We start from the raw sequence: 24,484 nt of genomic DNA on the forward strand, positions 1-24,484 counted from the left end.
CTCCGTCTTTCCTCCTTCTCCCATGCAGGAAAAGGATGTATCGGGTATTAGCTACCGTTTCCGGTAGTTATCCCTGTCTTGTGGGCAGGTTGCCTACGTGTTACTCACCCGTCCGCCGCTAGGTTATGTAGAAGCAAGCTTCTACATAACCCCGCTCGACTTGCATGTATTAGGCACGCCGCCAGCGTTCGTCCTGAGCCAGGATCAAACTCTCCATTAAAGACCAACCGAAGTTGGTTTATAGAAAGAGCGATAAGCTCATGTTGAAACTGACGAGATAAAAATATCTCATTTTCGCTTCCATTTCATACAGCCTAATGGCATGTACCAAAATTTCTGCGTTGGATTTTGTAAACAAAATCCATACTCACTCGTTGTTCAGTTTTCAAAGATCAAATTTTCATGCGGCTTTGTTTGAGCCAGAATAATAGTATAACATTTTCATCTGATTCATTCAACCTGTAAATAATTCCAGGCGATTCATCCAACCCAGATTTTTAATAATCATTTTTGGGCTGGACTAACAATATATCAATTTAAAGCAATTAAGTCTACCTGTGAAAATTTCCATCTTGTTCAAACTTATTAAAATTTTTTGATCTTGTTTTATCGGCTGGACTAGTAATTTAACACGTATACCAAATTAATTCTACTTGCAATTAATTCCTTTTAATAGACAACTATAGATAAACACCAAAATAATTCATAATGCCAATAGGCGGAAGTATAACTTAAATCTGTGTTATTCTAATTTTACATAAGGATTTGCTTTGTCAATTAGTTATGGCAAAAATAATGCTTACGTCACTCAATGAAAGTGAGGTTACTCGATGCGTATTCCAAGAGTTGATAACTTCATCTGCTCTATGACAGTTAGATTGATCCCGAAATATGAAAAACTGCGGTATCTTTAGACGAGTCCTAGATACCGCTGTTTTATTGAACTATCGTTCCTCGTTTGTTAAACGATAAACTTAATCTCCGTATTGTGTTTACAGCATACGCAACTCCTACTTTGAGTTCACCTCTCGACGATGCAAGGTGAAGAAGAACCTTTTGCCTACTGTGGGGACAGATTTAGGAAGCCATGACTTTAATGTTCAAGAGGATGCCGCTACCGCAAGCGTACCGGAAGAATCAGCTGTATGATGAATACTCCGCACGAAGCGAATCGTTTTTGTTTCCGAGTGCATTACAACTGAATGAGTTTCCGCTCTGTGACCGGGAAGAGAACAAACCCCCTGCAACCACTCTCCAGGTGTCACACCTGTAGCCACAAACATCACGCCTTGGCGTCCGACCATATCATCCATGGAAAGCAACGCACCGGGGTCAGTAATGCCCATACGTTTGCAACGCTCAATCTCTTCTTCACCATGAGGCAGCAGGCGACCCTGGATTTCTCCGCCCATGCATTTCAGCGCTGCAGCGGCCAATACACCCTCAGGAGCGCCACCAGAACCGATATGCAAATCCACACCGCTATCCAGGCATGTTTCAATCGCGCCCATCACATCCCCATGGCCAAGCAGTTTGATTCGAACGCCGCTTTCCCGCAGAAGCTTGATGATCCCGGCGTGCCGTGTACGATCCAGAATGGACACGGTAAGATCAGACAAGGATTTACCGAGTACTCGTGCAGCTTTTGACAATGTAGTTGGGATGGGGTCCTCAAGTGATAGCTTTCCAGCCAATGCCGGGCCAACGGCCATTTTTTGCATGTACATATCCGGAGCGTGGAGTAGACTACCACGAGGTGCAGCAGCAATGACCGACAGAGCGTTATTCAAACCATTTGCTACCGTTTCGGTTCCCTCTAGTGGATCGACAGCGATGTCCATAGCCGGTCCTCTACGATTGCCTACTCTTTCCCCGATATACAGCATGGGAGCCTCATCCATTTCGCCTTCACCAATGACGACCGTGCCGTCCATGGATACCGCATTAAAATGAGTGCGGATGGCTACCGTAGCCGCCTCGTCCGCGCTATTCTTATCTCCACGCCCTGTCCATTGTGCTGATTGCAGTGCCGCTGCCTCTGTTACCCGAACGAATTCCAATGCCATTTGACTCTCCATACCTATCCCTCCACCTCTCCTAAAAATAATCGTTACCCTTAAGCAAATGAATTATTTAGGGTAGCTTTGCCGCAATCTTTCTATTTATCTATTAAACTCCTGTATCCTACGATTTTAATTTTTAGTTATATGAGCAGCTACTAGGCTCTATAACATTCTGATAATCAAACCTGCCGTCTCTTCAATCGCCTTATCTGTAACATCAATAACCGGACAATTCAGCTCTTTAAACAAAGACTGCGCATACGCTATTTCCTCTTCCACCCTCGTCGCTGTAGCATACTGCACATTATTAGGAAGCCCCATAACCTTTAGTCGCTCACTGCGTATTTTTAACAGTAACTCTGGCTCGATCGTTAATCCGAACACTCGACTACGCTGAACATCCTTCAACTGAACAGGGGGTGTCAGCTCCGGTACAACCGGTATGTTGACCGTTTTATAACCTTTATGCGCGAGAAACATGGATAAAGGGGTTTTGGAAATACGGGATACCCCAAGCAATACAATATCCGCTTTAAGAATGGCGCTCACATCTTTGCCATCATCGTATTGAACCGCAAAATCCAAGGCCTCTACACGGCGAAAATAGTTGTCGTCCAGTCGATGCAGCAGACCAGGCTTCTCTTTGGGATCGTCATGGAACGTATCGGCAAACGCCTGCATCATCGGTCCCATAATGTCGACAGCCCGCACATTCAGCCGGACAGCCTCCTCTTTCATCGCCTCTCTCAATTCCGGCTGTACCAGCGTATAAGCTACAAAGCCTTTACGCTCGGCAACTTCCTCCATCACCCGGCTCAGCTCGTCTTCATCCCTCACGTTCATAAATCTTTTGATCTCTGTGTCTGGTAACTCAAATTGGCGCATGGTCGCCTGTACGACAGCTTCTGCCGTCTCACCAATCGAGTCTGAACAGATCGCTATAAAATGACTGCTCGCCTGAACCATTTGATTCCTCCCATTAATCCTCTGCTACCATATCGAGCAACATTTTAATAATATTCGTTTTTGTAATGCGTCCCACGACTTTCCAGTGCTCCCCTGGCTTGTCGGAGTCGGAAGGGACGACGACAGGCAGGCTGTCGATTTGACGGGCAATAATTTTGCGCGCTGCCTCTAATACCGTATCCTCTGGGGAAACGGTGACAACATTCGCCTGTCGGGTCATCACAAGGCTGACAGGAATGGTTGCTGCATTGGGATTGCCTAACGTTACCTTGAGCAAATCCTTGCGGGAAGCTACCCCTGCCAAATCTCCGTCTTCATCGGTGACGATCAAATTGCTCACATTTTCCAAAAAGAGAGCTACGACAGCTTCCTGGATCGTTGTTGTTTCTCGGACGATGACTGGAACCCCATGAAGATCGCCGACCTTCATTTGCAACAGCCGGAATTTTTCCTCCCGATTTGGCGTGCCCCGTTTTCCAACAAAATATCCGACCTTGGGCTTTGCATCTATGTAATTCAGAATGCCCAATTTGGATAAGTCGGTCCGAATGGTCGCCTTGCTGAGATTAAGCATTTCCGCAATCTGATCCCCGGTAATCGGAGCATGCTTTTGTACGATGTTTAAAATTTCTACTTGTCTTGCCGTAAGGTCGATGATGAACGTCCCTCCTTTTTTCTTTCGATCTGATATTGAATATAATACGTCATATATAACAATAAATCAACCTTAAAAATCATATAAAACATCATATATATAAAACTAAAGTGTTTATTCATGTCTTTTCATCATTTAAAACACTTATTACACACAAAAAACGGGTACTTACACCCTGCTCTTTCGAGTAAGGCGAAGTACCCGCTACCTTATTCGTATCTTAAAGCATCAATCGGACGTAGCTTCGACGCCTTCCGCGCCGGATATACTCCGAACAACACCCCGACTGCCATACAGCTCAGAAAAGAGTACAGCACGGGCTCTATCGAATACACAATCGGCATTTGGACGAATTTCTCGAGCAGCTTTGCACCTCCGAGACCCACCATTACGCCGACCAGTCCACCCATCAGACTGAGAAAAACAGCCTCAGCCACAAACTGCAACATAATATCACTGCGCTGCGCACCAATCGCTTTGCGAATCCCGATCTCCCTTGTGCGTTCCGTAACGGACACCAGCATAATATTCATAATGCCGACACCACCAACGCCAAGCGCAATTGCAGCTACACCGGCCAGCAACATATTCATAATCCGATCAACCCCGGACACTGTTTTTAAGATTTCCGTCTGGGTCATAATCTGAAAATCATCACCCTCTGATGGCTTTAGCTCATGTCTGACACGTAGCACCTGCCGAATTTCAGCACTTGCCTGACTAATCTTCTCCTCTGTTGTTGCGGAGGCGTTCACCTGCTGAATACTCATATTGCCTAGCCGTTCCATCCCCGTTGTAATCGGTACATATACCTGCTGACCACTGTTACTCATATTGGAATTGGAATTTGCCAGCACACCAACCACCTTAAAAGGAAGCTGTTTGATCATGATCGTCTCACCGACCGCTCTGGAAGCATCCGGACCAAAAATATTACGGGCCGCATCACTCCCAAGCACAGCCACATTCATTCGTTTATCCACTTCATAGTGGGTAAAGGACCTACCTTGAGCTAGCGACAGCTTTCTCACATGAACAAATGCCAGCGAAGTCCCCTCAATTTGCCCGCTGACCTTATTGCGACTCCATGTAATATCTGCATTGGTCATCGCACTTGGCGCCACCTCGGCTACTGCTTTTTGCTGCTCTAGCGCCTCGATATCTTCCAGAGATATTCCTTTTGTCTGATTAAACGACATGGAACTTGATCCATCATATGGAGCATAAGGATAAATCATCAGCAGATTATTTCCCATACTGTTGATCTGAGATGTAATCGTAGCCGTTGATCCTTTACCGATGGCTACAATCATAATCACAGCGGCCACTCCGATAATAATACCCACCATGGTCAGCAAAGATCGCAGCATATTGGTTCGCAAACTGTTGAGCGACACACGGATAATTTCCTTAAACTTCATGCCTTCACTTCCTCTGCCGCCATTCTTCGTTTCCCAACAGGCTGATCCTCTTCAATCCGCCCATCTCGAAAATGAATCAGACGCTTGGCGTATTCCGCAACCTCCTGATCATGAGTAACCAATACAACCGTTTTCCCCTGATCATTCAGACGCTGAAAAATCCCCATGATTTCAACACTTGTTTTGGAGTCCAATGCGCCTGTCGGTTCATCCGCCAAGAGAATAACCGGATTGTTCACAAGTGCACGCGCAATGGATACCCGCTGCTGCTGACCGCCTGACAATTCGTTCGGCCTATTGTTCATCCGATCGCCTAGACCTACGCTAGTGAGGGCTTCCATTGCCCGTAAACGACGCTCCTTGGCAGAAATACCCGCATAGATCATAGGCAGTTCCACATTCTCCAAAGCCGTTGCTCGCGGGAGCAAATGAAATTTTTGAAATACAAATCCGATTTTCTGATTACGTATAATAGCCAGTTCATCCTCGCGGGCATCTAATATCGAATAGCCATCCAAATAAAATTGTCCCGATGTAGGTAAATCCAGACAGCCGATGACATTCATCATCGTGGACTTGCCTGATCCAGACGGTCCCATGATCGCAACAAAATCACCGTCAGCAATATCAAGTTGTACCTCACGCAGGGCATGAATTTCCTGATCTCCGACCTGGTACACTTTTTTCAAATCCTCAATCTGAATGACGTATCTCATACCCGTTTAAAAGCCTCCCTGCATGCCGCCCATAGCGGAAGGATCCGGCGGAGGTTCAGGAGCAGGCACAATAAGCGTGTCACCCTCCTTTACACCTGACTTGAGCTCGACTCGATCTGGCGTGTAAAATCCAAGTTCTACGGGCTTGAATGTGCGCGCCCCTGGATTCGCAGCATTATTGGCGGCAACATACACGCCATCCTGTCCCCCTTCGGATCTCAGCGCAGTCGCAGGTACGAACAGTACATTTTTGTGTACTCCCAAAATAACGGCCACATTCATAATCATGCCCGTTTTGAGCTTGCCTTTCGGGTCATGGACAGACAGTTCCATCAGATACGTCGTCATCCCTTCATCCGTAGAGGCTTCCGGTGAGACGAATTGCACCTTCCCTGGAAAAGATTCACCCGGATAGGCATTGGTAGTCAACACGGCTGAAAGACCCTTCTTTACTTTGACAATGTCGGTCTGACTTACCTTTACAACTACCTTAAGATCATTGGAATCCGAGTTATTCATGACAATGAATGGAGCGGTCGGACTAGTCCCCACATCCCCGTTCACCTTCAAGATCACTCCGTCCCAAGGTGCTGTGACCTGAAGCTTGTTCAATTCATTTTTCTTCTGCTCCAGTTCCGTCGCCTGTCTTCGAACCTCTATCCGTGAGGCTTGAATATTGGATGCATCAGCCGGAACCTGAATTTTGCGAAGCTCTGCCATTGCCGTACGATATCCGATTTCAGCTTCTGAAATGGTGCGACGTTTTTGCGACATGATTTTGCGGAACTGCAGATCCAGACCATCATAGTCCGTCTGTGCTTTATCCAGTGCTTGCTCTGCCTGCTCCAATTCACTGTTGGACACCGCACCGGCATCATGTAAAAACTTTTGGTCTTCATATGCCTTTCGCGCCTGTTCCAACAGCTTTTGGGAAGTTTTCTTCTGACTTTCGGCTTCTTCCAATTCAAATGATTCTTGCGCTGTATCGATAGCCATTTTGGCCCGAAGTACATTTGTCTTCTGAATTTCAATATCCTCTGCCTTCGGACCTTTTTCTAATTCAGCCAGCTTGGCTTTGGATATTTCCAAAGTATCAGACGCAGTCTGAATTTGCATTTTAATTTCTGAACTGTCCAGAAGAGCCAGCACCTGTCCTTTTTTCACCTTGTCCCCGGCTTTCACATTTACCGCTGCCAGCTTGTTATCACCTGCACTCGTGAAGTTTAACTTCACTTCCTTGGATGCTTGCACAGTGCCGGACGTGTCCAGCTTCTCACTCACATCGCCGCGCTCTACTTTAAGCGTCTCATCCTGAACTAAAGGTGCCTCCTGCTCCTTGGGCAGATTCAGATATACTGCCGCTCCGCCTCCACCTACAACCAGTAGAACAATTGCAGTCCATATCCACTTTTTTCTCCGTTTTTTCCGCAACTTGATTAAAGCATCATTTAAAACCGTTTCTGCCAACGCCGTTTCCTCCCTATGTGCTCCATGGCTTGTTCAACGTATACTCATTTTGATCCAACTCGATCGCCAGCTCTTCCATTTGCCGTTCAATCTGGTTCACTTTTAGCTGATTATTTTTCAACTCCGTCTCGATAATTAGACCTCTGGCCCACTTTTTGCGTGATAACTCCAAGGCCTCTTTTGCCGTACGCAAGCTTTCTTCCAGTTGTACGTATTTCTTTTGGTTTTCCTTAACCGTGGCATACAAATTGCGGAGTGATTCAGCAAAATCCTTTTGACCTTTGGCGAGCTCCTCTTTGGCTGTATCGACATCCATTTTAGCTAGATCGTAAGCACCTGCGCCGCTGTTAAAATCGAAGTATCTCACATTGAGCTCCGAAGTTTTGATACTATCCTCCAGCTTCCATAAATTCGGATTCATGTCTGTCAGCTGTTGTATATGTAATTCGATATCCAGTTTTTTGGGTTCCTTGTACACGGGTCGATCCACCATTTCATAAGCTGTTCCATTAGGCTGTCCCATAAGGAAGTTCAGAGCATCTCTGGATTTTTGCAACGCAATTTTCCCCTGCTCTACTGTTTGCTGAGCCTGGCTTCTGGCCTGTGTACTCTCGTTTTTCGTATACTCAGACAGCTTGCCGCGCGCAAATTTAGCAAGTGCAATCTTTTCCTCCGCTTGAGCAATTTCAAGCGCTTCCAGATCATTTTTCACCTGGTTTTCTGCTACAAACACACTTTGGTAGCTTTTCATCACATTAAAATAAATCTGGTCTTTGGCGAACTGCGCCTGCTTTTTGCTGGCTAGATAAGATAGCGTCGAAGAGTTATAACTTCTCCAAGAGGTATTATCATCAACATATTCGCCGTCTATAAAATCAACAAATGCATTCCCCAGATCCTTTTCTGCATTTTTTAGTTCCATTCTGCGACGCTCTACGTCCCGTTCGGCGGTACGCGTATTGTAACTGTTCGTCTGTGCCCATTCCGCGGCCTGCTTGAGTGTCAATGTAGGTAAAGCCTGACCCGTTACGGATGATGTCTTCGATGTAGCCCCAGCGGATGGACTAACTGACGTACTTGATGCTACATTTCCTGATAAACTCTCAGCCTGTACAGTGGAGGCCAAGCCTGATGATAAGGACAATACAAGCAGCACGGCAGCCGCTTTTTGCTTCATAGATGAATCTCTCCCCTTTCGTGCGTTCTTCGAATCATTTCCATTCTTTTCGACATAAATTTCCACGAACTCTTTGCATTCTAATTGTACTTTCAGGTTTATGTTGGTACAAGGTGTCAAAACAATACATTTTTGTAACCTTTACTTCCTGATTACTCGCTTTATACTACTTTTCGTCCAATAAGACATTGATTCAAGCTATTTTTACCTGAACTTTACCTAATTTTCAGCTAATTTTAAGGAAACCAACAGCATCTATTAAGGTTTGGAACATATACTAGAGAAAGAATAACAGCCGCTCACTGGGAGGGTTAATAGATGATAAAAGAATCTCGCATGACAACCACTAACGAACCGTCTGATTTGTGGATGACCCGCTTTTTACGTGAATCAGAACAAAAAAAGAAACAACTAATCCGGGAAGCCCGGAAAAATAACGATATACCACTGATGAACAGCATTTCTTTTCACCTTGCCCAACGGGATCAGCAGCATCTTATCGGATAAAATGACAAGTGAATCTTATGCTATAAATAACAGATTACCTCTAGTTATCTGCTTCGTATGCTAGATAAAAAAATCCGGGACAAATCGATAATTGATTTGTCCCGGATTTTTGTGATAATCAAATCTATTATAAAACCGCATAGCTTGTTCCGTTCCTATTCTTCCATCTCCGCTTGCGGATCATAGAGATATTGATCTAGTGGAATACGCCCGCTTTCATTAAAACGTATGCCTTCCTCCTCCAAATACAGACGCTGCAGGGATGCGGACTCATCCTCCTGCAAAGCAATCTCCCCCAAGCGGTTGACTACTCTATGCCAAGGAAGTCGGTGTTTTTGGCTCAATGTATGCAAAATTCGCACCACCTGCCTGGCACCTCTTGGGCTTCCGGCCTCTGCCGCAATTTGACCGTAAGTCATTACTTTTCCCTCAGGGATCAACAGTATAATTTGAAGCACACGGGCAGTGAAAGGCTGCATGTTCTAATTCCTCCGTATTACTATTGCTTTTTCAATAATTATAGCACCTTGAACAGAGGCTAAAAACCCCTGCTCCTACGAATGCAAGAAGCAGGGGAAAACCCATCATTTAAATTTAGAATCCGCTCAGACCCTGCCTTTTTAAATCCTGTGCTACCAATCTGGCCAGTTCCCTTGCACCTTCATAGTTTGGATGGAGTGTATCGCCATTCATATACAAGGCCAGTGTAGCGTCTTTACCAATAGAAGTGAAATAAGCTGAGCTAAGAACATTCAGATCGACTAAAGGTGTTTGTTCCTCTTGAGCCAGCGCCAAAATAGCGCTTCTATACCATCTATTTTCTGCGTTGTGTACATGGTTAGCATTAAAGTCAGTGGCTCGTCCTTGCGGAGTTGACAGGATTACCGTCGCCCCCTTGGCCTTAACCTGCCGGATCATATCCCGCATCCAGTCCTTAAACTCCGCTTCGCTTTCGTTATGCTTTGGATTGGTGTCATTAATGCCCAATTGGAGAATAAAATAATCCCCCGGCTTGATATATTGGACGATGGCCTCCAACTGACCGTCCTGGTGGAAGCCTCTAGCAATTTGGCCTCCTGACGCCATATTGCGAATTTGAAAAGTATTCGTGTTCACAAACTCTGGCAGCAGTTGACCCCATCCCGCCTGCACGCTACTATCTAGCGGATAATAGTTACAAACCGTAGAATCTCCACCGATATAAATCGTTCGATTCGTAACCGGATTGCTAGATAATTGCTTGATTTCCAATGCACTGAGTGTGAAGACCGCGCCCTCTTTGCCTTCAGTAACCAGCAGATTTATCTGTCCGTCTGTCACTGGAATTTGAAAGCGATCCTTGGCCCCATTCCCTGTCATATTAATGACCTGATATACCCCTTCAGCCGCAATACTCGAACGAGAGGTATCTCCTAAAGTAACCGACACCTCATACAAACCAGGAGGAAGATCAACGTCAAAAGTATTCTCGCTTTTCGTACCTGTAGCCAGGAACCGTACCGCATCGCTTGCCACTCCAGTCCCCGAAGCACTGACATTACGCATATTCTCAGGGGTACGAAAGCCATAGCCACGTGCTGAGTCATAGGACAGCGAAGCGCTCACTCCAGTATAACCCGTTTCGACCGTACCTCCACCAAAATCAAAATTGTACTCGCCAGCGGATGCATGTGCCAGGGTAGCTATGCCCACACCTGGTGCACCACATAAAAAAGCTGCTAAAAGCATACCAGTCAATCCTTTTTTCCACTTCATTCTTCATTCCTCCTCCAAATTTTTAATTGTATGAAGCAAAGGATATTTCGTTTTTTGTAAGCGCATACATAAAATTCTATCCATTGTTGCAGGGTTTTGCCTATGTAATTCTTATGCAAAAGAAAAGTAGTTTATTCGTTAAGCTGAAACTTCTACTTGTACACAAAAAAGCTTCGCATTTACAACTGCGAAGCTTGAAGCATATTTCGTCATATCAAATTACTACATTAATCTGCAACCAGAATTCCGTCAAAGCTCTCTGGACCTACTCGTACTGTACCCAGCAGGTTAGCAGAAACAAAAGCTGTATAAACCAATTGTGGTGTAATCGGCGGGTTAAAGTCATCGGCTGAGAACGCAATAACCTGTGGAGCTAATAAACTCAAACTGAAAGTAGACGTAGCCGAATAAACAACAGGGTCAGTGACTAGGGTACCTCTTACAATAGTGATCGTTATCCCGACTAAAGCAAGCGGAAGTTGAAGCGATATGGTTCCTTTAAGCAGAACCCGTGGCGTACCTGTAGCTCCCTGTGTGTTTAATCCGATCTGCCCGAACAATTGAGGTGTATTTAAAAGAGTGATCGGAATGGCAATAGAGTTGGCTGTCGAAGCATTTTGGGATGTTCTTCCATCAATAAATGTTCCCATGGTTTCCCCTCCTCTCTCTAGCAGATACTCATAGACTATGAAAAAGTTTGTTTTGTGCTTGGACTGAATAACTTGTAAAACACACAACTTCTGATGAATAGGCTAATATACAGCCCTTTCTCTGGCCCTGTGAATACACTAAACCAACACTGGGAAAGGAGGGATGTCATGTCTAATAAGTTTAGAGCCACCTTAAGGGGGGCTAATGAAGTGCCTCCTGTCAGAACAAATGCGACAGGAACAGCCGAATTTCATTACCGTCCAACGAGCCAACAATTAAGCTTTGAACTGACTGTACGCAATATCTCACGGGTAACCGAAGCGCATATTCATCTGGGACGAAGAGGTGAAAATGGCCCTGTTGTTGCTACACTGTTTGGTCCTTCGAAGTTTGGGATAACCGTTAGAAGAGGCGTCGTTAGCGGCGTGCTTCGTGCATGTGATCTTACCGGTCCACTCAGAGGCAGAACCATTTATGATTTGGTGTGCCAAATTAGAGAGGGCAATGCCTACGTCAATGTCCACACGATCCGTCATCCGAACGGTGCCATCCGTGGACAGATTAGACGCGCACCTATCAAACGTTGCAAATAACGAATGAACATGAGTATAAAAAAGAACTTCCATGCCACTCATTTTGAGGCTATGGAAGTTCTTTTTTATTCAGGATTTTGCAAAATTCGATTCCAGTCGCTCCAAAGTGCAATATATAGACGAACCAAACCATTTCGATCTATATCTTGTTCATTGGAAGTCGCTTGTGGGATTTTTGTAAAATCCTCAATTCTTAACAAAAGTTAAGAAGTTCATAAGCGTTTCTTAAGCCGTTCCCTTTCAGGTTGTTAAGAACTTTATCTTTTAATAGAAAGAGTTCAACAAGATACAGTTCACTCCTGAAAGGAAATGAAGCTTATGAAGCCTAAAACCAAAGAAAAAATTCCCGAATTGCAGTTGGTCAGAGCCATGGCGATTTTAGCCGTCTTGATGGTACATGCCACTTCTTATGCAACGGTTCAGCTTACAAATTCCAGCCTATATGTTGTATACAATGCCCTCAATGTGTTGATGAAGTATGGAACCCCCGTATTTATCGCGCTTAGCAGCATGGTGCTGTTCTACAACTACAAGGATCGTCCGATGGGACGACAGCTCTTGACCCGCTTTTATAAGCAGAGATTGCTGTACATACTCTTACCCTACGTCATGTTCTCCCTGTTTTATTTCATCCTGTCCCTTATAGCTGGCAGCTCCGAACCATGGAGTATAGCCACACTTGCGAAGAGCTTTGCTCTGAAACTGGCCACAGGCAAAGCTTATACTCATTTATATTATATTTTTATCATGATGCAATTCTATCTCGCATTTCCATTCGTACTGTGGCTGTTCCAGCGTTGTCGGCAACTTCCACAATGGTCTATTGTCCTTGGGCTATTGGTACAGTGGTCATTTGTTATTGGAAATAAATTTCTATTTCAGGTTCAAAATAAGGGCAGTTGGGCACTGTCTTATATAGCCTGCTACATGCTGGGTGCTGCTCTCGGTTACTATTACCCACAGCTGAAAACGTGGTTTCTGATGCGTAAGGGGGAACGAAGTGTTGCCGGCGTGCTGACATGGATCGCAATTTGGGGTTTATGGCTGATTTCAGCCACCATGCATGTCTATATGTGGTACGAAAATAGAATGTACGGAATCTCGTACAATTCGCTAGTTTTTGAACTTATGTATAATATGTACAGCCTGTCTAGCACGCTGGTAATACTACAGATTTCCTTTTTAATGTTTAGACGACAACATTCCTTTGTCACTCGCAAACTGGAACGTCTAGGCACACTGTCCTTTGGTATGTATCTGGTTCATCCGTTCTTCCTGCTCGTGTATCGGCAGTTTTCACCACATATCGCTTCTCCGCAGCTTATTCATGTGTGGTATGCCGGAGGTTTTTTCTTTGCACTTCTTTGCTCTTGGCACGTCGTGTCGATCATCTCTCGTTTCCTGCCATTTGCTTGGATCTTGTTCGGTCAACTACCAGAAATAGAAAAAAGACAATTCAAGCAAGAAAACCGTATTTCTTCAACTGAAACAGCACTATCCAAAGGCTGAAGACCCCAAGCAAGCGAACTGAGATGAGTGTCCATAGCCTCCATCTTTAAAAAGGTATATAATACGCCCATATTGTTTACTGCTAGAAAGAACAGAAAGGGTGCACGGGCCATGCATAACGGAACCATTTTATTAGTAGACGATGAACCTGAAATTATTAAGCTGATGCAAATTTATTTGGAAAATGAAGGATATCGACTGCTCATGGCACGGGACGGACTGGAAGCGCTGGAGCAAGTCAGTCGGGAATCAATAGATGTGATGGTGCTTGATGTGATGATGCCCAATATGGACGGGGTTGAAGCTTGCATGAAGATCAGGGAAACCGAGCATTTTCCGATTATTATGTTGTCTGCGAAGGGACAAGATATGGACAAAATCACAGGACTTAGCGTTGGGGCCGATGATTATGTCACTAAGCCGTTCAGCCCGTTGGAGCTGGTGGCACGCATCAAATCCCAGCTGCGCAGAGTACGGAAATATACCCACTCTTCCCCTGCATTGGAGCATGAAATGATACTGGACGAACTCACCATTAATTCTGCTACGCATGAGATCACTCTCGCCGGAGAATCCATTAAGCTGACCCCGCGCGAATTTGCCATTGTCGAGCTGTTGGCCCGTAATCGTGGTCAAGTACTGAGCATGGAGCAGATCTATGAAAAAGTGTGGAAAGAGCAATATCTGGAATCCAACAACACGCTGATGGTTCATGTGCGTAAAATTCGCGAAAAAATTGAGACTGATCCGAGAAAACCCAAATACCTGAAAACGGTGTGGGGCATCGGCTACAAAATGGAAAAATTCGATTAATGGAGGATTCACGTCTTGAAGGCAAAACGATATGACACGTTGGGATGGAAGCTGGCAGCCCTTAGCCTTGCCGCTTTCGCTCTAACCGGACTGATTTTGATGGTCTTTTATTATGGAGCATCTTTGCTGCTATGGCTGAACCCTTCCCGTTCATTTTTTGGCACCCGTCTGGTTCGCTGGGCCGTAAATCACATTGGGTCCCCACTGATCATGCTGGTGGGCGGGCTACCTACATATATCTATTTCTTTTTCCTTTTTACCAAAAATACGATTGGCTACCTTCGCGAAATTACGACGGGGATGCAGGAGTTTGCTGATGGAGATCTGTCCTATACGATTCCTGTTTCTTCAGCGGACGAGCTGGGTACCTTGGCGAAAAATATGAACACCATGGCGGACAAGCTCCGTCTCTCACTAGAAGAAGAACGGGCTTCCGCCAAAGCCAAAAACGACCTGATCACCGGCGTATCTCATGATCTTCGTACCCCGCTAACATCCGTGATCGGTTTTTTGGAATATATTGAAACCGACCGCTATCGGGATGAAATTGAGCTGCGATATTATGTGAACATTGCTTATGAAAAGTCATTGACGCTTAAAAAGCTGATCGACGAGCTGTTTGAATACACGCGCGTGAGCGGTGGCAGTCTGCCACTGGAGCTGGAGCCTGTAGATCTCGGCAAATTGCTCACTCAGCTTGCTGAGGAATTTGTACCCTCGCTGGAACAGGCGGACATGTCCTACCGTGTCCGAATCGTCGAGCCTGTTCGGATTCTAGCCGATACAGACGAGCTGGTACGCCTGTATGAAAATTTATTTTCCAACGCTATTCGGTACGGAAAAGACGGCAAACGCCTCGATATCACCATAGGACGCGAAGACGACGAGGCGGTGGTAATCTGCACCAACTACGGCACCCCAATTCCTGTGGAAGATGTCCCGCACTTGTTTGAGCGGTTTTACCGGGTGGACAAATCACGCTCCAAGGAAACTGGAGGCACCGGATTGGGCCTTGCGATTACAAAAAGTATTACTGAGCTGCACGATGGCCGCATTTCGGTTAGGAGTAATCGCAGACAAACAGATTTTGAAACCCGTTTTCCCCTCTATCATGCTCGTTAGGCGGTCTCCACGCTAGCCCACTAACAACGTATAGACGATGCCGGGTCCATGCACGCCAATCGTCAAATCATTTTCAATATCCGACGAGCGGCTCGGTCCAGTAATAAAATGAATGCCTGCGGGCAGTTGCTCACGCCCGATTTCGTCAAAGCAGCTTAGAATCTCGCCCAGTCGTGTTCGCAAGCGCTCTACGGGCAGAAGAATAATCAGTGCGGTTGGCAAAAGGCTGACTGCACGGCCTTTCTCCGGCGAGGATAGCACCGCTACCGAACCGGTGTAAGCAGCCGCTTCGTCGGCGATGACGATGCCAATATCCGCCTCGGCAGCGCGGGCCTTCCAGTCCTCGACTGGATCGGTGTTCCACACCGATAAACGGACTTCCGGCAGCGCCGATTCCAGCTGGAGCCCATCCAGGTCCGGCTCATTCTGCCGGACGATATAGGCCGCTCCCAGCTCTCGCGCTTTGAGCGCGATCCAGTCTGCGGTCTGCTCCAAATCCGGCAGACGCACGACATGCCCGCCAACACTTGTAAAGTTGGCGGTGAACTCCTCGATGCGCTGCTCCGCGCTCCATTCGAATTCGTGCCAAAATGCAGGTGCCCCGCGAAACGGCTGAACTGGCGGCTCCGTCTGTCGTGGACGCTTGAGCCGCGTCGCGATGCCGTCCATAAAGCGTACTTGCTTAGCACGCGATTCTGCTTCCATTTGCTGAAGCCACGCTTCATGGGCCGCTTTTGCTTGCGCAGAAGGATTACTCTGTTCCCTCATGCTGCGTCCCTCCTTTACTTCTATCTGCCAAAATCTTCTCCATGCGGCTGAGAACATCCGGCTGCATCACGTTGCGTTCCTGCTCCAGTTTATGCTCCAGCGTGTTCCACTGCTGACGAAAGGATTTTTTCGCCAGAGAGGGAGCTACGCGGTACGTATTCCATCCCTTTAGCGGGCCCAGCTTAAGGGTAATTTCGCCCTTACGGACGACCGCTTTCTGTGCAATCTGCCCTAGCCGAATCGCCGCTGCGAATCGCTTCGAGCTGGAAACCACTGTCGCAAAACCTTTCATTCCTGCCGTTTCCAGCTTATCTCCTTGTCCCGCCTCCACCTTACGTCTACGCAAATATACCAGCATATCATGCAGCGGTATTTTGACCGGACAGGCTTCATAACACGCACCACACAGACTGGACGCACTCGCAATATCGTTCCACTCTTCAATGTTGCCATGAAGGGCAGGCGTAAGCACTGCACCGATAGGGCCACTATATGTCCCACCATACGCGTGTCCGCCAATGTGTCGGTACACCGGACAGGCATTCAGGCAAGCCCCGCAGCGAATGCAATTCAACAGCTCTTGAAACTCGGGATTGCCTAGCTGTAGTGAACGTCCGTTATCTACGATGATAATGTGCATTTCGTCAGGCCCATCGGCATCTTGGCTGCGCCGAGGGCCTGAAATACCGGACATGTACATGGTCAGCTTCTGTCCGGTAGCGGATCGTGGCAGTAATGTAGCCATGACCTCCAAATCCGTCCAGGATGGAATAATCCGTTCCATGCCCATCAGCGTAATTTGCGTTTTAGGCAAAGTGGATACCATTCGTGCGTTGCCTTCATTTTCGAACAGAACCATGGAGCCTGTCTCGGCGATGGCAAAATTACACCCGGTCATGCCAATATCCGCTTCTAGAAACTTTTCACGCAGCTTTTTGCGGACAAAGCCTGCCAAAATCGTCGTATCCCCGGACAGTTTCTCCCCTGCTTCTTTGGACAGCAGCTCGGCAATCTGATAGCGGTTTTTGTGAATCGCCGGAATGACGATATGAGACGGGGGCTCTCCTGCCAGTTGAATAATATATTCACCGAGGTCACTTTCAATCGTCTCGATATCCGCACCCTCCAGCGCCTGATTCAAATGTAACTCCTCCGACACCATCGACTTGGATTTGACGACGGAACGAGCTTGGCTATGCACAGCAATTCCCAGTGTAATACGTACGGCATCGGCTGCTGTGTCGGCAAAATGGATATGCACCCCGTTGGCGCGGGCATTTTCTACAAATAGATTTAAGTAATAGTCCAGATGGGCAATGGTATGAAGACGAATTTGGCGCCCGCGCTCACGCCATTCCTCCCAATTTCCGTGCTGCTCTGAAGCCACCCGCTTACCGTTGCGCAGCCGCTCTGTAGTGAAACGAACTGCATTCCGCAGAAAATCATCATTGAGAGCCAGCTCTGCGCGTTTCTTAACCTTTTGGTTCATGGAATGTGAGTGTATGGCGGTCATGCGTGCTTCACCCCTTCGTACAGCAGCTCAGCCAGATGCATGACCCGAACTGGCTCCTCCCGATACCGGATATTTCCGGCAATGTTCATCAAGCAGGCCATATCTAGTCCGACCAGTACCTCGGCTTCGGTCTCCCTGATGTGGTCCACTTTTTCAGTCACCATCGCTCCCGAAATATCCGGCATTTTTACCGCGAAAGTCCCGCCAAAGCCACAGCAGTCCTCAGCAAAGGGAAGTGGTACTAATTGCAGCCCCTTTACACTGCCAAGCAGCTTCATCGGTTCCTCCTTCACGCCGAGCAAACGTGTGCCATGGCAAGACGGATGATAGGTTACCTTATGCGGAAAAGACGCGCCCACATCGGTCACGCCAAGTACCTGCACCATAAATTGCGTAAACTCATACGTCTTTTGCTCCAGCCTCCGTGCCGAATCGAGCCATTCGGGTTCATCCTTAAACAACTCCGGGTAATGATGAATCATATATGTGCAAGAGCCGGAAGGAGATACGACAAAATCGCTGTCGTTAAACGCTTTCAAAATCGTTTTGGCCGCAGCCCTCGTTTCATCCCAATAGCCGCTGTTATAGGACGGCTGTCCGCAGCATGTCTGCACCTTCGGAAAATCCAGCTGAACACCATATCTGGCAAGCAAGCGTGCCATCGCTTCCCCCACCTTGGGATAAATCGTATCACTCAGGCAGGTAATAAATAAAGATACCTTCATACGGAACACCCCTTCCGTCCATGGAATTGCTATTACTTTATAACTGAAAAGTTACCTTTGGTGCCACTGCGCAGTCGGATGTTGCTTCCCATCGCTGTTGCCCCCAGATTTTTTTTACTCAATGCTAAAAATCCGGGGAAGTGATAATTTAGAAGCTTGCAGCGGGATTCTCGCTTATAACTTTTTTACATCATCAAAGAATCCCCCTGCAACAGCGATCGTAGGATCAAATGAAACACAAAGCGGCCTTCACCTTGGAAACTCCCCGCTTTATACAACCGTAACTGGAATCGCCAGCTCCGCAAGTTGACTGCGAATCGGGTCCGACAACCGTGAATCTGTAATGATCTCGGACACTTGCGACAGGCTCACGACATGCGTAAACGCCTGCTGCCCAAATTTGCTCGCATCCGCCAGTAAAATCACACGGTCTGCAATGCTGACCATTTTCTGCTTCAAACGAGCTTGCAGTTCATTCGATTCGCTAATACCGCGATCCAGATGAACCCCTTGGCTGGAGAAAAACAATTTATCCACATAATAGGTTTCTAGTGAACGCTCTGCGAGCGGGCCTACAAATGACAACGAGCGTTGAAGCAACTGCCCCCCCGTCGAAATGACCTCGATTTTTTCCTTACCCGCCAGCTCTGTAGCTACCCGAATCGAATTTGTTAATATTGTCAAAGGAATATCCGGTAAGCTGGACGCCATATACCAGGCGGTTGTGCTAGCATCCAGCAAAATACGATCATTCGGCTGAATCTGCTTGACCGCTTCCTCGGCAATCCTACGCTTTTCCTCTGCGTTCATAATTTCCCGTACTGTATAGGGCGTTTCAGGTTGCTCGTTTTTGACACTAACCGCTCCCCCATGCGAACGGCGCAGTCGTCCCGCCTGCTCCAGGCGGTCCAGATCACGGCGGATCGTTTCCTCCGTTACTTTGCACAACTCACTCAATTCGGACACCCGTATGCTCCCTTTTTCATTAACGAGCTGCACAATCATCTCGTATCTTTCTGCGACCAGCATGGCAATCTCACTCCACATCTTTAATGTACAAAAAGTCCCGCCACTCGCCGGAATTGCCCGTAGGCATCCTCCCACACTTCTGACTCGGCAGGTTCATATTCCTCCACGGAAATAGAATCTGCGATGACCCGGCGTGCTTCCCATATATCGGCGAACTTTCCCTGTGTCATCCATTGTACCGCAAGATTGCCGATTGCGCTCGCTTCTGCGGGTCCAGCCCACACGGGTTTTTGAATTGAATTGGCCGTCCATTGGCACAGCAAGCGATTTTGAATCCCTCCTCCGACCATATGCAAACCATTAAACCGTTGTCCTGACACCTGCTCCGTAAGCTCCAAAATGTAACGATACTTTAACGCCAGACTCTCCAAAATACAGCGCGTAATCTCTCCCGGCGTCTCCGGCAACGGCTGCCCAGTGTTGCGGCAATATTGACGGATACGTGTTTTCATATCCCCGGCGTGCAGGAACAGTTCATCGTCCGGATCAATCAAAGAAGTGAATGCTGGAGCCTGTTCTGCCATATGAACCAGTTCGGGGAAGGAATAGGAGTAGCCCTGCCGCTTCCACTCTCTACGCGCCTCCTGTAAAATCCACAATCCCATGATATTTTTAAGCAGTCTGTAAGTTCGACCGACCCCACCTTCGTTCGTAAAATTAAAACGAAGCGTATCGTCATTGATTACAGGCTGTGCCGTTTCCGTTCCCATCAGGGACCATGTTCCGCAGCTCAAGTACGCAAACGAGCGCTCCAGCGCAGGTACGGCAGCCACAGCAGATCCCGTATCGTGCTCTGCTACTGCAATCACAGGAATCGCTCCAATGCCCAGATCGGTCATGACCGACGAGCGGATCGTTCCTACAACATTTCCTGGTTCTAGAACCTCACTAAACCAGGAACGGGGGATATCGATTCCAGACAAAAGCTCTTCATCCCATTTTTGCTGCAACGGATTATATAATTGCGTGCTGGTCGCATTCGAAAACTCATTGTACATTTCACCTGTCAGAAAATACCGCAGCAGATCTGGAATCATCAAGAAATGCTTTGCCTGCTCCAGCAACGGTGAACTGGCATTTCGCATAGCAGCCAGCTGATAAATCGTGTTAAACGTCAAAAATTGAATGCCTGTACGCTGAAAAATGGACTCTTTCCCTAGCCGTCCCTGTATTTCTTCCATCACCCCCTGGGTGTGCCAATCCCGATAATGATAAGGGTTGCCTAGCAGTTCTCCGGTTTCCCCAATCAATCCAAAATCGACCGCCCAAGAGTCAATCGCAAGACTGGACGGATTCACTCCCATATGTCTGGCTTTGAGCAAACCTTGCTGAACCTCGTGATACAGACGCAACAGATCCCAGTGCAGACGTTCCCCAACTTTGACCGGATCATTCGAAAAGCGATGGATTTCCTCCACCACGATACGTGAATCTGTCAATTCTCCGAGTAGAACCCTGCCACTGCTTGCCCCCAAATCATAAGCGAGGATACTCACCAGCTTGCACCACCCTTGCCTCTTTGTAAAATCTGCGTGCCATAATTAGATGCCAAGTAGGCTTTCATCGGGTCTGTAGGTAATCCCTGCTCTTCACGGATCGCTCTGAGCAATGGTGCCACATCAAACTCAAACGCCTGGCGTACAGCATCCTCTGCACCCAGCACATCCTGGCGGTTTGCTGCATCTTCCACCTCTGCATGATTAATCAAGAGTGCCTTTGCATATTGAGTCTGTACATTCAACACGGAGCGAATCATGGCCGGGATTTTGGATTCAATATTGTGCGACTGATCAATCAAGTATGCGATTTGGTCCACGGTTTGGCGGATATCAGCTTCTACATCCTGAGCGGCATTTAAAATTTGAAAAAAGATCAAAAATAACTCATACGGATTGGTAGAACCTACAATCAGATCATCATCTGCATATTTATAGCTATTAAAATGGAACCCACCTAGTCGCTGCTCATCAATTAGAAACGCGACAATATGCTCCACGTTGGCTCCCGGCAGATGATGCCCTGTATCCACCAGCACCTGTGCCTGCGGCCCCAGCTTGGTTGCGTAATTGTACGCCATGCCCCAATCGGCAATATCCGTATGATAAAAGGCTGGCTCGAACGCCTTGTATTCAATCAGCATGCGCATGTCAGGTGTGAGCGCCTTATACATTTCACTGAGCGCTTCCAGCATCCAATTTTTCCGTTTGCGAATATCCCCCTGACCGGGATAATTCGTTCCGTCTGCGAACCATAAGCTAAAATCGTTAGAGCCCGTTTCCTTCGCAATATCCACGCATTCCAGCAAATGGTTGATGGCCTTACGGCGGATGGCCGGGTCTACATTGGTGACACTGCCGAGCATGTAGTCCTCATCTTGAAACAAATTGGGATTCACGGCCCCAATCTGCAAACCGAGGCTTTCGGCATGACCGCGAAGCTTGCCGTAATTGTCCACTGTATCCCACGGAATGTGGATCGCAACGGATGGACATAAGCCTGTCACAGCATGAACCTGCGCGGCATCCTCCAACTTTTCGAACGGATCACGCGGGACGCCTGTTTTCTGAAAGACTTTAAACCGTGTACCTGAGTCGCCATATCCCCAGGATGGTGTTTCTATGCTAAGCGCTTTCAGCTTTGCCTTTACTTGCTCCAGGTCAATGCCCCGTTGTTGCTGTTGCTCCTCGAATAAGGCGTACGCTTTGTCACTCATCGTGGTTCCTCCTTGGAAAATAAAGTGAGTTACGGGGGGAGGCCGCTTCGCGTGCGGATTGTTCTTCCGATCGCTCCGCTGCTGACCACCCATAAAGTCACTTCTATTTTTAAAGTGTTAGTGTGTATATAAAGGATGAGAACACGTAAATACGTTACATTGCTTATTTACGTGTTTTCCAAAGTGTTTTACAACCCTTCGAAACTATCGTCATGTGGCTTACATAGGTTCATTTTAATTCGGCTAGCGTGTAAAGGCTGCGGGGACGCCACCGTCGATGGTCAGCATACAGCCTGTCGTTTTCTCTGCCTTGGATGAGGCGAAAAAGGCAATGCCCTCAGCGATATCCTGCGGATAAATGTTGACCAACAGCGTCGTCCGTTTGCGGTAATGCTCCTCCAGCTGGTCGGGCTCGATGCCGTAGGCGGCAGCGCGCTCGTTGCGCCAATTGGAGTTCCAAATTGCCGAGCCTTGCAGAATGGCATCCGGCAAAATGGTATTCACGCGGATGCCATATTCACCGCCTTCTGCGGCAATACAACGGGCTAAATGTGCTTCCAGCGCCTTGACCGAGCTATAGGCCGTTACATTTTTACCTGCGTAGACTGAGTTTTTGGAGCCGACGAACACCATGCTGCCACCAAGTGTCTGCTCCTTCATGAGCTTGAACGCTTCTCGTGCAACCAGAAAATAACCCGTTCCCAGCACATTCACATTTAAATTCCATTCCTTTAACGATGTTTCATCGAACGGACTGGATGTAGCAAGGCCTGCATTGTTGACAATGATATCTACACCGCCATAGGTCAATGCCGTTTCTGCATAGGCAGCCTGAATCTGCTCCTCCTGCGTCACATCCATTTTTACGGCGATGGCACGGTTTTCTCCGTAGCTGCTATTTATCTCTGCGGCTACCTTTTGCGCGCCTTCCAGATTCAGATCTGCCAGTACGACATGTGCACCTTCATCCACCAAGCGACGTGCGGTTGCACTGCCAATCCCGCCTGCACCGCCTGTAATGAACGCAATTTTACGGGAAAATTCAGCTTCTGCTGGTGCGAGTGACAGCTTATAAAGCTCCAGCGGCCAATATTCCACGTTATAGGACTCGTTCTCGCTGAGTGAAACAAACTCTCCTAACGCCGTTGCCCCTCGCATGACAGCAATAGCACGATGATACAAGGCGCCGCTTACCTGCGCGTTGCTCCAGCTTTTTCCTGTGTTGATCATACCAATACCCGGAATCAAAATTACGCGTGGCGCAGCCTCAAACATAACATCTCCCTCATGCCGATTGCGCTCGAAATAAGCTTGATACTGTTCCTTATAGACCGCTATACCCTCAGCGAGCTTAACTTTCAAGCCCTCTACGTCCTCCACATTCGGTATCCAATCTACATAGAGTGGCTTCATCTTGGTATGAACCAGATGATCCGGGCATGCTGCCCCAACCTGGGATAAAACAGCAGAATCTCGGCCGTTCACAAACTCCAACACATCCTCCGCGTCATCAAAGGTGAGGATCATCTTTTTCTCATCACTTACTGCACCCCGGACGGATGGCATAACTTGGGACGCAATGCTTCGGCGCTCTTCAGAAGTAAGCGCTTTATATTTTACGCCTCCAAACGCCTGCTTTTCCTCTTGACGAGCTTTAATATAGCTTTCTGCTTCTTGAATGATTTCGATTGTTTTCGCATAAGCCGCTTCGGATGTGTCTCCCCACGTAACCAGACCATGCTTTTCCATCAATACCAATTCAGCTTGTGGATGATCGATTACACCTTGGGCAATCATTTTCGACAGCTTAAAGCCAGGACGGATATAAGGCACCCATACAAAACGGTCACCGAAGATTTCCTTAGCCATTTCCTTACCGTTGTGCGCACAACACAAGCTAATAATCGCGTCTGGGTGTGTATGATCGACATGTGTAAAAGGCAGAAAAGCATGCAATAGCGTCTCAATTGAAGCCCGTGGATGCTTGGCATCTATCATACAGTTCGCCAAATATGCGACCATATCCTCGTCAGACATATCTTCCCTTTCAAATAAAGGACGAATATCCTCCATACGAAGCCCTGTGAAGTTATGCGCTTTCATTGTTGCGAGATCGGAACCGCTGCCCTTAACGTACATCACTTCTACTTCACGCCTACGAAAATCTTGTATCATCGTTTTGGCCGAAGTGTTACCGCCTCCCCAGTTGCACACACTCCTATCTGTGCCAATCAGGTTAGAACGGTATACGAGCTCTTCCAGCGTGCTTTTCTGCTCAGATGCTTGTGAAGAAATCCACAGACTTTGTACCATAGGAAAAA

At 47.3% G+C, this 24,484-nt stretch carries 22 protein-coding genes and 1 rRNA gene; 5 read left to right on the forward strand and 18 right to left on the reverse strand.

Annotation, left to right across the window (positions count from 1 at the left end; genetic code table 11):
• The 8 genes from WA407_RS03145 to WA407_RS03180 form a co-directional block, all read right to left on the reverse strand.
• Positions 1-220: ribosomal RNA gene (locus WA407_RS03145) — 16S ribosomal RNA — on the reverse strand; the annotation flags it as partial.
• 880 nt (positions 221-1,100) lie between these two features.
• Positions 1,101-2,078, reverse strand: coding sequence for a class II fructose-bisphosphatase (gene glpX / locus WA407_RS03150; protein WP_336076771.1), 978 nt, complete (start codon positions 2,076-2,078; stop codon positions 1,101-1,103).
• A 147-nt stretch (positions 2,079-2,225) separates the two neighbouring features.
• Entirely contained in the window at positions 2,226-3,029 is an 804-nt protein-coding gene (locus tag WA407_RS03155) for a pyruvate, water dikinase regulatory protein (RefSeq protein ID WP_061832082.1), read from the reverse strand.
• Positions 3,030-3,042: 13 nt separating this feature from the next.
• Positions 3,043-3,657 (reverse strand): helix-turn-helix transcriptional regulator, encoded by a 615-nt coding sequence (locus WA407_RS03160; protein ID WP_223822107.1) that lies wholly within the window; start codon positions 3,655-3,657, stop codon positions 3,043-3,045.
• Positions 3,658-3,893: 236 nt separating this feature from the next.
• Entirely contained in the window at positions 3,894-5,105 is a 1,212-nt protein-coding gene (locus WA407_RS03165) for an ABC transporter permease (RefSeq protein WP_235308270.1), read from the reverse strand.
• Positions 5,102-5,821 (reverse strand): ABC transporter ATP-binding protein, encoded by a 720-nt coding sequence (locus tag WA407_RS03170; RefSeq protein WP_061832084.1) that lies wholly within the window; start codon positions 5,819-5,821, stop codon positions 5,102-5,104. The genes WA407_RS03165 and WA407_RS03170 overlap by 4 nt, the downstream gene beginning before the upstream one ends.
• Before the next feature lie 6 nt (positions 5,822-5,827).
• Positions 5,828-7,288, reverse strand: a complete 1,461-nt coding sequence (locus WA407_RS03175; protein ID WP_069291843.1) for an efflux RND transporter periplasmic adaptor subunit — start codon at positions 7,286-7,288, stop codon at positions 5,828-5,830.
• 13 nt (positions 7,289-7,301) lie between these two features.
• The gene (locus WA407_RS03180) at positions 7,302-8,465 is read right to left on the reverse strand and encodes a TolC family protein (RefSeq protein WP_235308269.1); all 1,164 of its coding nucleotides are present in this window, start codon (positions 8,463-8,465) and stop codon (positions 7,302-7,304) included.
• Positions 8,466-8,783: 318 nt separating this feature from the next.
• Between WA407_RS03180 and WA407_RS03185 the strand changes: the two genes are divergently transcribed.
• Positions 8,784-8,972, forward strand: coding sequence for a hypothetical protein (locus tag WA407_RS03185; protein WP_013370989.1), 189 nt, complete (start codon positions 8,784-8,786; stop codon positions 8,970-8,972).
• A 155-nt stretch (positions 8,973-9,127) separates the two neighbouring features.
• On the opposite strand, the gene WA407_RS03190 is transcribed toward WA407_RS03185, so the two are convergent.
• The 3 genes from WA407_RS03190 to WA407_RS03200 all read right to left on the reverse strand — a co-directional run bounded on the left by WA407_RS03190 (position 9,128) and on the right by WA407_RS03200 (position 11,377).
• Positions 9,128-9,451, reverse strand: a complete 324-nt coding sequence (locus WA407_RS03190; RefSeq protein WP_023988438.1) for an MGMT family protein — start codon at positions 9,449-9,451, stop codon at positions 9,128-9,130.
• Positions 9,452-9,566: 115 nt separating this feature from the next.
• The gene (locus WA407_RS03195) at positions 9,567-10,727 is read right to left on the reverse strand and encodes a rhamnogalacturonan acetylesterase (RefSeq protein ID WP_336076773.1); all 1,161 of its coding nucleotides are present in this window, start codon (positions 10,725-10,727) and stop codon (positions 9,567-9,569) included.
• Positions 10,728-10,954: 227 nt separating this feature from the next.
• A complete protein-coding gene (locus WA407_RS03200) occupies positions 10,955-11,377 on the reverse strand; it encodes a hypothetical protein (protein ID WP_069291839.1) in 423 nt (140 codons plus the stop codon).
• 168 nt (positions 11,378-11,545) lie between these two features.
• Here WA407_RS03200 and WA407_RS03205 point away from each other — a divergent pair, with 168 nt between their 5' ends.
• The 4 genes from WA407_RS03205 to WA407_RS03220 all read left to right on the forward strand — a co-directional run bounded on the left by WA407_RS03205 (position 11,546) and on the right by WA407_RS03220 (position 15,415).
• On the forward strand, positions 11,546-11,971 hold the full coding sequence (locus WA407_RS03205) for a CHRD domain-containing protein (protein WP_013310154.1): 426 nt from the start codon (positions 11,546-11,548) through the stop codon (positions 11,969-11,971).
• A 318-nt stretch (positions 11,972-12,289) separates the two neighbouring features.
• On the forward strand, positions 12,290-13,480 hold the full coding sequence (locus tag WA407_RS03210; protein ID WP_336076988.1) for an acyltransferase: 1,191 nt from the start codon (positions 12,290-12,292) through the stop codon (positions 13,478-13,480).
• Positions 13,481-13,591: 111 nt separating this feature from the next.
• Positions 13,592-14,293: a response regulator transcription factor gene (locus WA407_RS03215; protein WP_069291836.1), complete on the forward strand. Its 702-nt coding sequence runs from the start codon at positions 13,592-13,594 to the stop codon at positions 14,291-14,293.
• A 15-nt stretch (positions 14,294-14,308) separates the two neighbouring features.
• A complete protein-coding gene (locus tag WA407_RS03220; RefSeq protein ID WP_336076775.1) occupies positions 14,309-15,415 on the forward strand; it encodes a sensor histidine kinase in 1,107 nt (368 codons plus the stop codon).
• A gap of 12 nt (positions 15,416-15,427) precedes the next feature.
• On the opposite strand, the gene WA407_RS03225 is transcribed toward WA407_RS03220, so the two are convergent.
• The 7 genes from WA407_RS03225 to WA407_RS03255 form a co-directional block, all read right to left on the reverse strand.
• Positions 15,428-16,183: a LutC/YkgG family protein gene (locus tag WA407_RS03225; RefSeq protein WP_336076776.1), complete on the reverse strand. Its 756-nt coding sequence runs from the start codon at positions 16,181-16,183 to the stop codon at positions 15,428-15,430.
• The gene (locus WA407_RS03230; protein ID WP_336076777.1) at positions 16,167-17,696 is read right to left on the reverse strand and encodes a LutB/LldF family L-lactate oxidation iron-sulfur protein; all 1,530 of its coding nucleotides are present in this window, start codon (positions 17,694-17,696) and stop codon (positions 16,167-16,169) included. Before WA407_RS03230 ends, WA407_RS03225 begins: the two co-directional genes overlap by 17 nt.
• A complete protein-coding gene (locus WA407_RS03235) occupies positions 17,693-18,421 on the reverse strand; it encodes a (Fe-S)-binding protein (protein WP_336076778.1) in 729 nt (242 codons plus the stop codon). Before WA407_RS03235 ends, WA407_RS03230 begins: the two co-directional genes overlap by 4 nt.
• A gap of 270 nt (positions 18,422-18,691) precedes the next feature.
• Positions 18,692-19,450 carry a DeoR/GlpR family DNA-binding transcription regulator gene (locus WA407_RS03240; RefSeq protein WP_336076989.1) on the reverse strand — a complete coding sequence of 253 codons (759 nt, stop codon included), beginning with the start codon at positions 19,448-19,450 and terminating at the stop codon, positions 18,692-18,694.
• A gap of 20 nt (positions 19,451-19,470) precedes the next feature.
• Positions 19,471-20,946: a rhamnulokinase gene (gene rhaB, locus WA407_RS03245; RefSeq protein ID WP_336076779.1), complete on the reverse strand. Its 1,476-nt coding sequence runs from the start codon at positions 20,944-20,946 to the stop codon at positions 19,471-19,473.
• Positions 20,943-22,163, reverse strand: coding sequence for an L-rhamnose isomerase (rhaI, locus tag WA407_RS03250; RefSeq protein WP_336076780.1), 1,221 nt, complete (start codon positions 22,161-22,163; stop codon positions 20,943-20,945). The genes rhaB and rhaI overlap by 4 nt, the downstream gene beginning before the upstream one ends.
• 243 nt (positions 22,164-22,406) lie before the next feature.
• On the reverse strand, positions 22,407-24,476 hold the full coding sequence (locus WA407_RS03255) for a bifunctional aldolase/short-chain dehydrogenase (protein ID WP_336076781.1): 2,070 nt from the start codon (positions 24,474-24,476) through the stop codon (positions 22,407-22,409).
• Positions 24,477-24,484 lie beyond the last annotated feature (8 nt).

The organism is Paenibacillus sp. 203, from assembly GCF_037027525.1.
In the GTDB taxonomy this organism is placed as follows: Bacteria; Bacillota; Bacilli; order Paenibacillales; family Paenibacillaceae; genus Paenibacillus; species Paenibacillus polymyxa_B.